At 60.5% G+C, this 15,102-nt stretch carries 8 protein-coding genes and 2 pseudogenes; 3 read left to right on the forward strand and 7 right to left on the reverse strand.

Annotated features, from left to right (window positions below; all coding sequences use genetic code 11):
• Position 1 precedes the first annotated feature (1 nt).
• Together F1563_RS02810 and lepA are read right to left on the reverse strand one after the other, a co-directional pair.
• Positions 2-1,009, reverse strand: a complete 1,008-nt coding sequence (locus F1563_RS02810) for an o-succinylbenzoate synthase (RefSeq protein ID WP_007433725.1) — start codon at positions 1,007-1,009, stop codon at positions 2-4.
• The gene (lepA, locus tag F1563_RS02815) at positions 1,006-2,853 is read right to left on the reverse strand and encodes a translation elongation factor 4 (RefSeq protein ID WP_269148778.1); all 1,848 of its coding nucleotides are present in this window, start codon (positions 2,851-2,853) and stop codon (positions 1,006-1,008) included. The genes F1563_RS02810 and lepA overlap by 4 nt, the downstream gene beginning before the upstream one ends.
• A gap of 139 nt (positions 2,854-2,992) precedes the next feature.
• On the opposite strand from lepA, the pseudogene F1563_RS02825 reads away from it, so the two are divergent.
• Together F1563_RS02825 and rpsT are read left to right on the forward strand one after the other, a co-directional pair.
• Positions 2,993-4,903: pseudogene (locus F1563_RS02825) on the forward strand (alpha-amylase family protein).
• Positions 4,904-5,028: 125 nt separating this feature from the next.
• The gene (gene rpsT / locus F1563_RS02830) at positions 5,029-5,295 is read left to right on the forward strand and encodes a 30S ribosomal protein S20 (RefSeq protein WP_007433724.1); all 267 of its coding nucleotides are present in this window, start codon (positions 5,029-5,031) and stop codon (positions 5,293-5,295) included.
• Positions 5,296-5,424: 129 nt separating this feature from the next.
• Here rpsT and holA read toward each other — a convergent pair whose 3' ends face one another.
• The 5 genes and pseudogenes from holA to leuS form a co-directional block, all read right to left on the reverse strand.
• Positions 5,425-6,450, reverse strand: a complete 1,026-nt coding sequence (holA, locus tag F1563_RS02835) for a DNA polymerase III subunit delta (protein ID WP_002527519.1) — start codon at positions 6,448-6,450, stop codon at positions 5,425-5,427.
• A 7-nt stretch (positions 6,451-6,457) separates the two neighbouring features.
• The gene (locus tag F1563_RS02840) at positions 6,458-8,200 is read right to left on the reverse strand and encodes a DEAD/DEAH box helicase (protein WP_007433722.1); all 1,743 of its coding nucleotides are present in this window, start codon (positions 8,198-8,200) and stop codon (positions 6,458-6,460) included.
• Positions 8,201-8,296: 96 nt separating this feature from the next.
• Positions 8,297-10,577 (reverse strand): annotated as a pseudogene (locus tag F1563_RS02845) (ComEC/Rec2 family competence protein).
• Between the two features lie 52 nt (positions 10,578-10,629).
• Positions 10,630-11,472, reverse strand: a complete 843-nt coding sequence (locus tag F1563_RS02850; RefSeq protein ID WP_002527523.1) for a helix-hairpin-helix domain-containing protein — start codon at positions 11,470-11,472, stop codon at positions 10,630-10,632.
• A 160-nt stretch (positions 11,473-11,632) separates the two neighbouring features.
• The gene (leuS, locus tag F1563_RS02855; RefSeq protein WP_002527524.1) at positions 11,633-14,113 is read right to left on the reverse strand and encodes a leucine--tRNA ligase; all 2,481 of its coding nucleotides are present in this window, start codon (positions 14,111-14,113) and stop codon (positions 11,633-11,635) included.
• A 190-nt stretch (positions 14,114-14,303) separates the two neighbouring features.
• On the opposite strand from leuS, the gene F1563_RS02860 reads away from it, so the two are divergent.
• Positions 14,304-15,098 (forward strand): VIT1/CCC1 transporter family protein, encoded by a 795-nt coding sequence (locus F1563_RS02860; RefSeq protein ID WP_172623589.1) that lies wholly within the window; start codon positions 14,304-14,306, stop codon positions 15,096-15,098.
• Positions 15,099-15,102 lie beyond the last annotated feature (4 nt).

Raw genomic sequence — 15,102 nt, forward strand, 5'->3', positions numbered from 1 at the left:
CTCAGCTCCGTTCTAACTCGGCTAGGGCGGCCACGGTGAGATCCAGGCGCTGTGACCACCTCGGGCACAGATTCGCATCCGGCTCTTCAGCCTCGACATCGACCTCCCCGCGCTGCGGGCTCAAATAACCGCCAGCTGGAAGGAGTGGTGAGGCGCTGACATCACCCCGAAAAAGACGAATCGTCCCTAGCCCGCAGGCGTAGTCAAGGCTGGGTAGGGCTGCCGCCAAATGTGTGGCCAGGCCGATCCCGATACTGGTGTCCAAAGCCGAGGAGACGACGGCCGGCAACCCGGCAGCGTCAATGACCTCGAGGGCTCGGGCGACCCCCGCCAGCGGCTGGGCCTTGACGATGATGAGATCAGCAGCGCCGACCCGTGCCACCGCAAGTGGATCTTCAGCTCTACGCACTGACTCATCAGCCGCGACTGGCACGTTCACCTTCCGCCTCACCTGAGCTAGCTCCGCCACACTTGCACAGGGTTGCTCGACATATTCCAACCCCTCTGCTGCGGCGTCGAGTTCGGTGATCGCCCGGACTGCCGTCTCCACATCCCAGGCAGCATTGGCGTCCACCCGGATGTGTCCGTCCGGCATAGCCTCGCGCACAGCGGCGACCCGTCGACAATCCTCGCGCAGATCGCTATGGGGATCAGCGACCTTAACCTTGGCCGTCCTGCAGGCGGACTCAGCTGCCATCTGGCGAGCACGATCAGCGTCAACGACGGGGATAGTCACGTTGACCGGCACCCGATCTCGTCGTACGCCGGGTAAGCGCCGAGTGGCGCCCTCGATCCCCGCATGCAACCACGACGCCGACTCAACCGGGTCGTAATCCCAAAAAGGCGACCACTCTCCCCAGCCCTCCGAGCCATGAAGCAGCGTTCCCTCCCGCACCTCAATACCACGGAACCTCATCACCAAAGGCACAGCGAATGCGAGCACCCGATCAATACCACGATCAGCTAGCAGGGGCGGAACGTCTAGTCGGTAGGCCCTTAGACCCGTCACTTCTTCTCCACCGACTCGCCGGTACGCAGAGCAGCGACAAAAGCCTCCTGAGGCACCTCAACCGAACCGACGACTTTCATGCGTTTCTTACCGGCCTTCTGCTTCTCGAGCAGCTTGCGCTTACGAGAAATGTCACCGCCATAGCATTTGGCCAACACATCCTTACGAACAGCGCGAATAGTCTCGCGAGCAATAACCCGCGCGCCAATGGCAGCCTGGATTGGCACCTCGAACTGCTGACGCGGGATGAGTTCCTTGAGCTTGGCCGCCATCGCGACACCGTAGGAATAAGACTTCTCACGGTGGACGATCGAACTCAGGGCGTCCACCGGGTCCCCGTTGAGCAAAATATCGACCTTGACAAGGTCGGCAGCTTGCTCACCGGCCTCGTGGTAGTCCAGTGAGGCATATCCCTTTGTTCGCGACTTGAGCTGGTCAAAGAAGTCGAAAACGATCTCCGAGAGCGGTAAACGGTACCGAATTTCCACCCGATCAGAGGACAAATAGTCCAGGCCCTGCTGAACACCACGACGCTGCTGGCACAACTCGAGAATCGCACCGATGTACTCGGCCGGGCTAAGGATCGTGGCATCAACGATGGGTTCACGCACTTCGATGATCCGTCCGACAGTCGGGTACTCTGACGGGTTCGTGACGGTCACAGTCGACCCGTCCTCCATAAGGACATGGTGAACCACTGAAGGCGCCGTAGAGATGAGATCAAGGTCGAACTCACGCTCCAGGCGCTCGCGCACAATCTCCATGTGCAGCAGCCCAAGGAACCCGACTCGAAATCCAAATCCCAGAGCCGTCGAGGTTTCAGGCTCGTAGACCAGTGCAGCGTCGTTGAGCTGCAACTTATCAAGAGCGTCGCGCAGTTCAGGAAAATCCTTGGCATCGATCGGGAAGAGTCCCGAATACACCATTGGCTTGGGGTGCCGATAGCCGCCAAGGTCCTTCTCGGAGGGCTTGGAAGCATTGGTGACGGTGTCGCCGACCCGGGATTGACGGACGTCCTTGACACCGGTGATGAGGTACCCAACCTCCCCCACCGACAGGCCCTCAGCAGACACCATTTCTGGGGATATAACGCCGATCTCAAGCACCTCGTGGGCTGCTCCGGTGCTCATCATAAGGATCTTCTCACGGTGACGCAGGGCACCGTCAACGACGCGGACATACGTGACGACACCGCGGTAAGTGTCATAGACCGAGTCGAAAATGAGGGCCCGAGCAGGCACGTCGGCGACCCCCTCAGGAGCCGGCACCTTAGCGACGATGGTGTTAAGCAGGTCGTCAACACCGTCACCCGTTTTTGCTGAAACTCGCAGCACCTCTGATTCATCGCAGCCAATGATTCCGGCAATCTCGGCGGCGTGGCGATCCGGCTCGGCTCCAGGCAAATCAATCTTGTTGAGCACCGGAATAATCTCCAGATCAGCTTCCAAAGCCAGATACAGGTTAGCCAACGTCTGGGCTTCGATACCCTGGGCAGCATCGACGAGCAAAACTGCTCCTTCGCAGGCCTGCAAGGATCTAGATACCTCATACGAGAAGTCCACGTGCCCAGGGGTGTCGATCATGTTGAGAAGGTGAGTGACGCCGTCAACCTCCCACGGCATCCGCACAGCCTGGGACTTGATGGTAATTCCGCGCTCTCGCTCAATATCCATGCGATCCAAGTACTGCGCACGAGCACTGCGCTCGTCAAGGACTCCAGTGATTTGCAACATCCGATCGGCCAGGGTCGACTTGCCGTGGTCAATGTGCGCAATGATGCAGAAGTTCCGGATGATGGCCGGATCTGTACTGCCAGGCTGAGGCGCGAACATCTGCTCCCTTATCGACGATGGTGCCGGGGATGCCCGGCTCAGGTTTTAGTTTGTCACGCGCCGACGACACTGTGCTCTCAGTTACGACGCACTCGGTTATGACCACACTGTCAATCCCTTTAGTGTGCGCGCAAACCGATAGGCTCAAACTATGGTCGCCGATGACAGTCTCGGACATGTGAGCCTTGACCCATTCACCCAACAGTCCTTCGACCTCCGCTGGGAGCGCTACCTGCCTGACCTATGGATCGGGTTGAGCAGGGTCTACGGTGACCGGGCCGATGAAACCCTACAGAGAATTCGCGCCATCCTGCTACAACGGTGTGCCGAACGTCCTGACGATCTCAAGCGCCTCGACGAAGCCCGCCTCCTAGAACCCGACTGGCTTTAGCAACCGACGATGATCGGTTACGCCACCTACACCGATCACCTCTCCGGCACCCTCAAAGACATGAGCGACCACCTCGATCACCTTTTAGACATGGGTGTGCGGTATCTGCACCTCATGCCGCGGCTACAACCTCGGAAAGAGGCTAACGGTAGTAGCTATGCCGTCGAGGACCATCGCAGCATCCACGCCGATCTGGGCGCCACGGATGACCTAACCGACCTCACCGCGACTCTACGCACCCATGGCATATCCCTTGTCACGGACGTCGTCGTTAACCACGTAGCGGCCGAACACCAATGGGCTCGATTGGCTCGGACTGGTCAGCAAAAGTACCGCGACTATTTTCATATTCTGTCGACTGAAGACGAGGTTAATGCCTGGCAGAAGAACCTCCCGGACGTTTTTCCGGACTCCGCGCATGACAATTTCACCTGGGACGACGACTGCCAAGGGTGGGTGTGGACGACCTTCAACGAGTTCCAGTGGGATCTTAATTGGGCTAATCCTGACGTTTTCTGCGAATTCCTCGACTCAATGTGTGTGCTAGCCAATCGTGGGGTCGAAGTGTTCCGTCTCGACACCATCACCTTCATTTGGAAGAAACTCGGCACCGCCTGCCAGAACCTTCCGGAAATCCACGACATCACCCAGTCACTGCGTCAGGCAATGCGGATAATCGCCCCCGCCGTCGCTTTCATGGCCGAGGCCGCCGTCGGACCCAACGACCTCATTAATTACCTCGGGCGCGGGCGTCACTGGGGCAAGGTCTGCGAAATGGCCTACCACAACAGCCTCATGGTACAGCTGTGGAGCGTTCTGACTACCCGCAATGTCAGCCTCATGGAGACGGCCTTGAGTCGGATCCCCGACAAACCCTCGACGACAACCTGGGCCACCTACGCTCACTGCCACGACGGCATCGGCTGGGCCGTTGATGATGCCGACGCTCGTGATACAGGCCTCGACCCCACCGCCCACCGGCGGTTCCTCTCCGACTTCTATTCCGGAAGCTTCCCAGGATCCTTCGCTCGCGGTTTGGTCTTCCACAAGCCGGTTACCGGCGACTGTCGAATTGGCGGCTCTCTAGCGAGCCTGGCTGGGCTGGAATCTGCCCTGGAAACCAACGACCCGGCTGATATCGACGTTGCCATTGCTCGTATCATCATGCTGCACACTGCGATCCTCGGGTACGGCGGAGTACCGCTGATCTGGATGGGCGATGAGGTCGGCATGCTCAACGACGACTGGCGACGCGATTCCAACCATGCTGACGACAACCGCTGGGTCCATCGACCTGCGATGGACTGGTCAATAGTCGAGCAGGCCGACGCCGAATCGCATAGCGTTCCTGGTCGAATATGGAACGGGGTGCGCCGGGCGATCAATGCCCGCCGTCGCAGCCCTGAATTTCATGCCTCCGTCGAGACGGTGGTCCTGCCCTCCCCCAGCCGTAAGGTCATCATGTGGGGACGTCCTCATCCAGAAGGCCGCATGATCGAGCTATATAACGTCAGTGAGCACGAGGTGTGTTTCCCGATGGAGACCCTGCGCTCCGAACTCGCCGACGTCGTCACCGAATTGCTGAGTGGGTTCGATTACGACCTCACCCCCATGAATCTGCGCCTCGCCCCCTACGAGTGCCTTTGGCTCAGCGACCGCTCTTACGCCTAACATGATCACCGACCGCTCACAGGCATCGGCTGATTTGGGGACGGCTGCATCGATTTGGTAACGTAGCCTGCTGCGCCTGTCTGGCGCACTCCACGTACATCGACCAAGGAATCAGAGGCTGCCCAGTGCCGAACATTAAGTCGCAGATGAAGCGCGTGAAGACCAATGAGAAGTCGCGCCAGCGCAACAAGGCTGTCAAGTCCGCCCTGCGGACCTATGTGCGCAACTTCCGTCGCGCGGCTGAGGCCGGTGACGTTGAGGCCGCCACTAAGGCGGCCAGGGTCGCCAACCGTCAGCTCGATAAGGCCGCGTCAAAGGGCGTCATTCACAAGAACCAGGCCGCCAACCGTAAGTCGGCCATTTCCAAGAAGCTCAACTCGCTGGCCGCCTGAGTTTTTCTCTCCTGCTGAGTTTCTATAGGACGCGCACAGCGCCTCGACCCACTGGGTGGTCGAGGCGCTTGGTGTGCATCCAGTAGAAACGGAAGAAGCACTGAGCCTAGACCCATCTGATAAAACCAATCAGGCTTGGCGGGCCTTCTCGATGGCGATGAGCATCGATTCCAGGGCGTAGTTGGCGTCAACCGCAGCTCCCTTGACGGCAGCATCGCACGTGTTGACGAGCTGGATAGCCCTCGCGACGCCAGCCTTGCTCCATGACCGTGCCTGTTTATTGAGCGACTTAAGTTTCCATGGGGATACGCCAATGGTCTGGGCGAGTTGTTTATCCCCCATCCGTTGGCTTCGCATATCCAGGTAGAGGCCCAAAGACCGCAGCCCGCGTGCCATGGCAGCCGTCACCGCCGCCGGTTGTACCCCGATTGACAAGGCCCAGCGCAGGGTTTCCAACGCATCGGGGAGGCGTCCTTCCAAGCTAGCGTCAGAAACGTTAAACGACGAAATTTCCGCCCTTCCACCGAAGTAAGTTGTAACGGCCTGAGGCCCAACTCGCCCGTTCGGTGAATCGCTCGCAAGCTGGTCGACGGCTGCCGCCAGAGTGCGCAGATCGTTACCGAGGGCCTGGTGCAAAGCATTGACGGCGTCGTGATCCATATCAAGATGGCCCCGACGTGCCTCTTTCGCGATGAAGTCCGGAATCGCCCACGGTTTAGGGGCATCGACTTTAACGGTCTCCACCTTGGCCTTCGAGAGCCTGGTCAGTAGCCCTTTACCTTTAGTTCCGCCTGGATGGACCAAGATGAGGCAGAGGGTGTCTGGAGGATTAGCCGCGGTGGTGGTGACGAGATCAAACAGATCCTTATCGAGATCAGACACAGCATTGACGACGACGATCGTTGCCTGGCTAAACAGCGACCCCCCAGTGGCCTCCACGAACCGTCCAGCGTCGACCTCCCGGCCCTCTAGCTTGATGAGCTCGGCCTGCGGATTTTCCCGACGAGCGGCCTTGACCCGGGCGTCAACGGCTCGGTCCGACAACAGGGTCTCCGCGCCCTGGACCAGCAATGCCGTACCGTAAACCGTACTCACCCTTCTAAGAATGCCAGAAAATGATGCTGAAATCGCCACCCCGAGGTGCTCTCCTGCCATTAGGTCATTAGTGAGAGTGCAGCCACTCCAACCGAGTACGCAGCAGGTTCATTGGCGCCGATTCATTTTTCGGCCCAGGAACTTCCCGGTATAGCTGGCCCCAACCAGCCTGCGGAGTTAGATCGTGGTGGCGGGAGTAGTCAAGCAAGGCGCGGTGTATTTCGCGTCGCATTTCACGCGGGTCACTGATGGCGTCAAGGGTGGACCCGCCGCGGCGCTGTAGTGCAACCATCTCGTCTCGTCGAACCTGCCTCTCCTCGGCTTCCTTCGATGCTTTAGACGCGCGGCGGGCCGAGGCGACGCGACGGGCCTGCTCAGCGCGAATCTTCTCATCTCGGGCCAGCAAAGCCCGCTCCTGCTCAGGGCTGAGCAAACCGTCAAGGGCGAAAAGACCGCCATCAGAGGGTGCATAAGTGTCGATAACTTCGCCTAGGATCGCGTCGGATGCGACGGCCTGCCAGACTCCGGCGTCAGGATCCGGCTCGGAGCGCTCACGAGTGTCGAATTCCTCAATGAGGTCGGGCTCGGCAGGCGGGCCGATAACGTGGTCACGCACCTCCTCCATCTGGGAGGCGAGATCGAGGAGCCGTCCCACTGCGGGAAGAAAGACTGTGGCCCGTTCGCGACGGTTCCGTGCCCGAACCACACGTCCCACCATCTGGGCGAAGAATAGCGGGGTGGACGCCATCGTCGAGTAAATGAGAACGGCTGCGTCCGGGATGTCAACACCCTCGGTGATGAGGCGCACACACACGGCGCAGATCTTGTCCGGGTCATCGCGGTAGACGGCAAGCTTCTTAGCCGAGGCCGCGTCTTCAGAGAGGATCACGGACGGTTCATTACCGGTGACGTCTCGCCAGACCTCGGCATATTCCTTAGCAATCTTCTGATTAGAAGCCGGGATAAGCACCTTGGCATGCGGGATCGTCCCTGAATCGCGTAGCTGGTTCACCCGTGCCCACGCTGCCGCCATGACATGGGCAATCCACTCGCCGTCAGAGTCCAAGGCGGTACGCCAAGCCATTTCCTCGTGAGCCTTGGTGAGTTCGGAATCACCGAGGATGGCCGTGTGAGTCTCACCCACGGCGTCAGTCCAGGTGGAGCGCCCGGTGTATGTGGCAAAGGTAACCGGACGCACTACCCCATCACGTAAAGCGTCACCGTACCCGTAGGTGTAGTCGGCTACCGACTCGAAAACTCCGTCACCAACTTCCTCGTATCGGACGTGGGCGATTCTGGCCTCGTCAGACCGGAAAGGCGTTCCTGTCACACCAAGTCGCCGCACCGCTCCCGAGAAGGCCTCAATGACGCCAGAACCCCAACTCATGACGTCGCCAGCGTGGTGGATCTCATCGAAGATGACCAAGGTGCGCATATTGGTTGCTCGGGCCGCGTGCAGGGAAGGTTTCTGGGCGACCTGGGCATAGGTGACAACGCATCCGTGACAATCGGGTGGAAGTGCCTCAGCATTGGTCGTATCGCGTAAGTCCAACCCGAGTCCACGAGCCGCATCAATCCACTGGGAGCGCAGGTGATCGGTCGGACACACCACGATGACGCGATTGATGACGTGGTCCTGCCACAGATGTGCAGCAACGGCCAAAGTGAACGTCGTCTTACCGGCGCCCGGGGTGGCGCAAACCAGCCAATCGCGAGGGCTCGTAGCAAGGTACGAATCGAGCGCTTCTCGCTGCCAGGTACGCAACCGCATCGGCATGCGAGGCCCTTTAGTCGTGAACCGTGACGCCACTTGTTCTCCTTCCCCCGACAGCTCACTGCGAACCGACCGCTCAGGTTAGCGCGGCCTGCCGACACCTATCGACGGCATTCCCGACGACGCGGAACGTCACGATCGTGTCTGCACCAGCACGGACCCACCATTGCGGGCCAACAGCACCGTCCCTTCAAGATCAGTGCGATGCAGCTGCATTCCCATCCGCTTAGCCAGAGATACTGCCCTGTACGAGGGATGCCCGAAGGAATTTCCTTGGCCCGCAGACGCCACCGCTACGCTTGCCCCGGTTGCTGCCCAGAAGCCCTCGTCTTGACGGGCCGATCCGTGATGAGGCAAGACGAGGACATCACTGGTCAGGTCCGTGCCTTTGGCCAAAACGTGGTGCTGTTCCTCAGCTTCGGCATCTCCAGGAAACACAACTCTCAACCCGTTAACCGTCGCCTTGATCACAACTGAGGAATTGTTCTCGGCGGCAGGCTCCTCCCCCCAACTCATCCGTACCAGTCTCTGAAAGCTGGGCTCCTCCCCAGAGCTCAAGTGTCGCCGTTCCGGCCGTCATGACCTGGCCCGGACTAGCCACGATCACCTTGGCACCCAACTGAGCAGCCGTTTGCGCCACTCCCTTAGCTGACCACTCTGGGGACGCCAGCTGGGACACGACGATGGCTCTCGTTGGACCATGATCACAGATGGCGTTGAGGCCGTCGACATGATCGGCGTGGAAGTGGCTGAGGATCACCACCGGCACCTGGGCGACGCCGAGGTCATCCAAGCAACGACTCAATCTGTGCGGATCCGGTCCAGTGTCGACGACGACAGCCTCATCCGGGCTGGCACGCACCAGAGCCGCACTGCCCTGACCGACGTCACAGATGGCCACCTGCCACTGCCCCGGCCAGCCCGGGACGGGAGGACGCACGACTGTCGCTGTTAAAACTGCTAGCCCCGCGAGCGCAGTCAACCACGGCCTCGTCAAGACCGCCGGAGTGACCAAAGCCAATCCCACACATATCCCGGCCAGCACCCCGACGGCCCATCCGCCTGCTGGCCACCTGAGTAGACCGGACGGAGCTTTAGCACCGACGTGAGCTATCCAGATGATCGGCTGGACGCAGCATCCGGCAAGCCGCCCGAACGGCGCCCCCAATGGCGGCCAGATCAAGGCGAAAAGCCCGGTCGCCATCCCTAGCGCCGAGGCCAGAGGTACGAAGGGAGCAGCCGCGAGATTAGCGATGAGTCCGGTCGTGCCAGCCATCCAGGTGATGACAGGCTGAGTCGCCAACTGGGCTGCCCATGGCACTGTTATGGTTGTCGCTAGCCACGTTGGCGCCCACGCCATCGCAGCCGACCATGGTTGGGCCCACCACAAGATGCCAGCCGTTGCACAGACCGACAGCCAGAAACCCACTGATCTCACGAGCCATGGATCGATGAGCATCAGCCCAGTCACCGCGACGGCTAAGGTCCTGATGCCACCGCGCCAGTCGAAGGCGACCCCCGTCGCAGCCACAGTGACCACTCCCATCGCAGCTGCTCTTACCACCGAGGCTTCGGTCCGACACACCACCACAAATACAACGACACCAGCCACCGACAGCACCCTTAGCCCTCGCCGCTTCAGGCCGCACCACGCACCTATCCACCACAGCAGGACCGTCGTAGAGGCAAGGTTGGCCCCAGAGACGGCCATGAGGTGGGTCAACGCCGTCACCCGAAAATCCTCGGACATCTCCTCAGAAACCGCTGCGGTATCCCCCACAACAATCGATGGCACGATGGCTCGTTGCCCCTTTGGACATCCCGAAACAGCACTGACTAGACCGGCGCGAAAACGATTGACCCCACGGTCAAGGGGCCCGGCCGGTACAACGACCCTCGGCGGGGACCGCAACTTCAGTACTGCTGCTTCAGCCCGCCCTTCCCGTGGCGGAGTTAGAAGGCCCTGCACCTGAATCTGCTGCCCAACGGTTACCTTCGCGGCAGGGTCCGACATTGACCCCGACGCCACGACAACAACCTTCACCGACTGATTAATAGCCTGGCCTTCTGCGACGATGCGATGGGCTGCCAGAGTGATCATGACAGTGCGCCCTCCCGAACCACTCCCCTCGAATGTCCGCGGATCGACGGTAACCCGACCTCTCACAGTCACCGAAACTCCTTCCTGGGCAAGCTCAGCGACGCCAGTGTGGTGGACAACGTGGTCGCGTATCCCGGCGCTCACGAGGATTGTCAACCCCACCGCAGCGGCTACAACAACCAGCCACACCTTGCGCCCCACCGCGATCATGCCTGCGACAAGGCATCCGATTCCGGCACCAATAACCGTCCAACGATGACCGCCGGTGCCGACGGCAGCCATCCCACACGCGGTGATAGCCACCGGAATCATGCGTACATCGGGGGTTGCGAAGGCCTGGCGTTGACGGCCCTCACGATGAGGTTTAGACCGTGACATGCGGCTTGATCTTTTCGAAGGTCTTCGCTCCGATCCCAGATATTTCCCGCAGCTGGTCTACGGAGGCGAACTGTCCGTGTTCCTGACGCCACGCCATGATCTTGCCCGCCATCACTGGACCGACTCCGTCGATCGTCTCAAGCTCACTCTGATTCGCGGTGTTGAGATTAACCTGAGCCTTACCGCTGCCTGGAGCCGCTGCTACGCCGCCACTTCCCGACCCTCCGGCAACCCCCGGCGAGCCGCCAACGCTGTGGTCGGGTGGGGTCACTGTCCCGTCTCCACCTGCGGGGACCCATACCTGGCAACCGTCACAGACTGGGGCAGCAAGATTGAGACGACCGGGGTGGGCACCCGAGCTTGTTCCGCCCGCAGCTCCGATGGCATCAGCGACGCGGGCGTCGGGATTAACCGTATACACACCGGGATGCTTCACCCGTCCGGCCACGTGAACCTGGATGGGTGCGGTCGTCGTTGCGGTGGCGGCCGGGAGAGCGGCAGGAGTGGTGCCCTCAGACCGCACCTCGGACTCACTGGTCTCTCGACCGGGCATAGTTGTACCTTCAGGCACCGTCGACACCGCCATAGCGCCCGATGGCGCTTCGGTAGGTTTCGAGCGCATCAACACAACAGCGATGACAGACAGCACCACAACGAGCAGAATCCCCACTGCTGAGGCGTGTACTCGGGTCACGGCCCGTCGAGGAGTTGAAGTCTCCTCGGGTGCCGGTTCCTCCTCTACTGGAGTCGCCGAATGTCGGGGCCCCAGGTTGCGGGCAGGCAGCCGTGCCATGAGGTCCTCAAGACGCTCTCGGTAGTCATCACTCATACCTTCAGTTGTCGTCGGGACAACCGAATTTCGCCAGGCAATTTCAAACCTGTGGATAACACGGCGCGGCGGGAAGTCTGCTATTCACAGGCTCGCCACAGCGTCATGTTATGACGGAGCTGGTCAGTCACGTCATTGCGTGATCGAGCTGATCACATCATCACTTCGCGACGATCGATATCATCTTTGGCAGCCTGGTAATGACCTTGACGATCTCTTTGCCTCCGGTGAACCGCTGCACATTAGCGTCAGCCAAAGCCACCTCGAGAGCTTCGTCCTCAGTGATGTCGGGGCTCACCTGGATTTTGGCGCGTACCTTGCCCGTCACCTGGACGACCATGGTCACTTCCTTGGTGACCAGTAGTTTCTGGTCAGCAGTAGGCCAATGAGAGTTCGCGACGGAAGGCTCCAAGCCGAGTATCTCCCACATCTCCTCAGCAAGGTATGGGGCCACCAAGGACAGGGCCTGGGCGGTAAAGGTGACAGCCTCGCGCACCGCAGGGTCGGCTGGGCCACACCCCGAATCGATGGCCTTACGGGTGGCGTTGACCAACTCCATGACCCGCGCCACGACGACGTTGTAACGCCCGCTCTCCAGCAACTCGGTGATGTCAGCGATACTGCGATGGGTAACTTGACGCAAAGTGGCGTCACTCTGCGTCAAGTCGACGTCAGGATCGCTCGTGACCTCAGATGCCACGCGCCAGGCACGCTGCAAGAACTTCAACGTCGACGCCGGGGAGACGTCGGCCCAGTCGATGTCCTCATCCGGCGGACCTGCGAAGATGACGGTAGTACGCACGGCGTCGACACCGAACTCGTCGATCTGCTTGCCGAGGTCCACACCATTTCCTAGCGACTTCGACATTGCCCGGCCCTCGTTGATCACCTGGCCCTGGTTCATGAGCCGCTGGAAAGGCTCGGTGAAGTCGACCATGCCGAGGTCATGCAGCACCTTAGTGAAGAACCGGGAGTACAGCAGGTGCATAGTGGCGTGTTCAACACCACCGATGTACTGGGCCACCGGCATCCAACGGCGAACAGCCTCCGCATCAAACGGGCCTTCGTCATAGTGCGGAGAGCAGTAGCGCATGAAATACCACGACGAGTCCACGAAAGTGTCCATGGTGTCGGTGTCGCGCTGCGCAGCCCCCCCACACGACGGGCAGGCAACCGAACGCCATTCGCTGGCCTCCTCACCGGCCAAGGGGGACGTTCCCTTGGGGGCGAGCTCAGTGCCACGCAGATCAGGCAACCTAACTGGCAGCTGCTCGTCAGGGACCGGAACGTCGCCACAGGACTCACAGTGGATGATCGGAATGGGGCATCCCCAGAAACGCTGACGACTCAGCAGCCAGTCGCGCAGCCGATAGGTAGTTGTCGCCTCACCAATCCCTTTCTCGCCCAGGAGCTTACACACCTTCGCGATGGCCTCGGCTTTAGTGGTGATGCCATCGAGGAGTCCAGAGTTCTGGTAAACGCCATCACCCGTTGTGGCGACCCCGGACTCACGAGGATCGGCTTCGCCTGTGTCGATGACCGGGATGACGTCAATGCCGTACGCGCGGGCGAAGTCGAGGTCGCGCTGGTCATGGGCGGGTACAGCCATAATGGCACCCGTCCCGTAGTCCGCCAGCACATAGTCACCAGCCCACACCGGAACTTTGGCACCATTGACCGGGTTCGTGGCCTCGACCCCGAGGGGCACGCCGATCTTCTCGTGATCGGTGGACTGCCGCTCAATCTCGGACTTCTTCTTGACCTCATCGAGGTAGGTCTCAAAGGCTGGCCGGGCTTCATCCGAAACGATCTCCTGGGCCAGAGTCGAGTCGGGAGCCACCACCATGAAGGTGGCTCCATACAGGGTGTCCGGGCGGGTGGTGAAAATCCTCACTGGCTCCGTGCGACCATCAATCGTGAAATCAACGTAGGCACCCTCGGAACGACCGATCCAATTGCGCTGCATCGACAGCACACGCTCAGGCCACTTGCCCTCAATCTGGTCCATATCGTCGAGCAGGCGCTGGGCGTAGTCTGTGATGCGGAAATACCACTGGTTGAGCTGACGCTTGGTAACGACCGCACCGCAACGCTCGCAGCACCCATCCTTGACCTGCTCATTGGCGAGCACCGTCTGGTCGTTGGGGCACCAGTTCGCCCAGGAACCCTTGCGGTAGGCCAATCCTTTCTCAAAGAAGCGGTTAAACAGCCACTGGGTCCAGCGGTAGTACTCCTCGTCGGAAGTGTGCAGTCTCATCGACCAGTCGAAAGAGACCGCGTACCGCTTAAAAGAGGCCGCCTGAGTGCCGATGTTGCGGTAGGTCCACTCCGCAGGATGGGTCCCGTGCTTAATAGCGGCATTCTCGGCCGGCAGGCCGAAGGAGTCCCAGCCCACCGGGTGCAGGACGTCGAATCCGCGCAGACGCCAGTAGCGGGCTAGCACATCGCCGATAGCGAATGCCTCAGCGTGGCCCATATGAAGGTCCCCGGAGGGGTAGGCGAACATGTCAAGCACGTAACGACGCTCCTTGGAGCCGTCGTCAAGGGCTGCGAAGGTGCGGTGCTCCTCCCAATACTTGGACCACTTTTCCTGGGCTGCGGCCGCGTCGTAGCCCGTCGTCTCGCGCACTTCGTCGCTCACGTCACACCTCTCGGATCCACTACGGGCCTAACCAGACCCACGACACATACGGACCCGAGTTTAGCGAAACGGCCCCACACCTAGCGTCAGGGTTCCCTGTCCTTCCTTGTGGACAGCTGTTGGTAAGTGCACAGTTGATGTCATGAGCACCGTGACACGATGCGCGAACACGCCCGACGAGAAGACGAAGATGCCCTCAACTCCGGCATTGTCCGCCCTCGCCCCCGCTCACGATACCTCGACAACGACGTGCCAGCCCTTGTACTCCTCCACCTTTGTCAATCAGCCCCGCAAAGCGGACAAGGGCATGGGCAGCCTCAACTCGAAACTCAATTGGCTGCGTGCCGCAGTGCTGGGCGCCAACGACGGCATTATCTCGACGGCGGGCATCGTGATGGGAGTCGCTGGCGCCACCGTCGATCGTTCCTCCCTCCTTATTGCTGGCCTGGCTGGTCTGGTCGCCGGTGCTTTGTCGATGGCTGGCGGCGAGTACGTTTCCGTGAGTTCCCAGCGCGACATTGAGAAGGCTGTCATGGCGAAAGAAGCCGCTGAGCTACGCGACTTCCCCGACGAGGAGCTTGAGGAGCTCACCGGGATATACACGGAGAAGGGATTGTCCCACGGTACCGCTCGTCAGGTAGCTCTGGAACTTACCGCTCATGACCCGCTGCGTGCCCACGCTGAGGCTGAACTAGGCATTGACCCTGACGAGTACACCAACCCGTGGCACGCCGCCTTCGCATCGATGGCCGCGTTTACTGTCGGTGCCCTAGTACCACTGCTGGCCATGGTGTGCTCCCCAACGGCGATTCGGGTCTACATCACCATCGCCGCGACCATCATCGCCCTACTCCTCACTGGTTTGGGCTCGGCAATCGTCAGTGGCAGCGGGAAAACCCGTCCTATCGCTCGCAACATCATCGTCGGTATCTGTTCCATGACGATCACCTATCTCATCGGGCACCTGGTCGGTACCCGGATGTAGCCTC

Source organism: Cutibacterium modestum (assembly GCF_008326345.1).
Taxonomy (GTDB): domain Bacteria; phylum Actinomycetota; class Actinomycetes; order Propionibacteriales; family Propionibacteriaceae; genus Cutibacterium; species Cutibacterium modestum.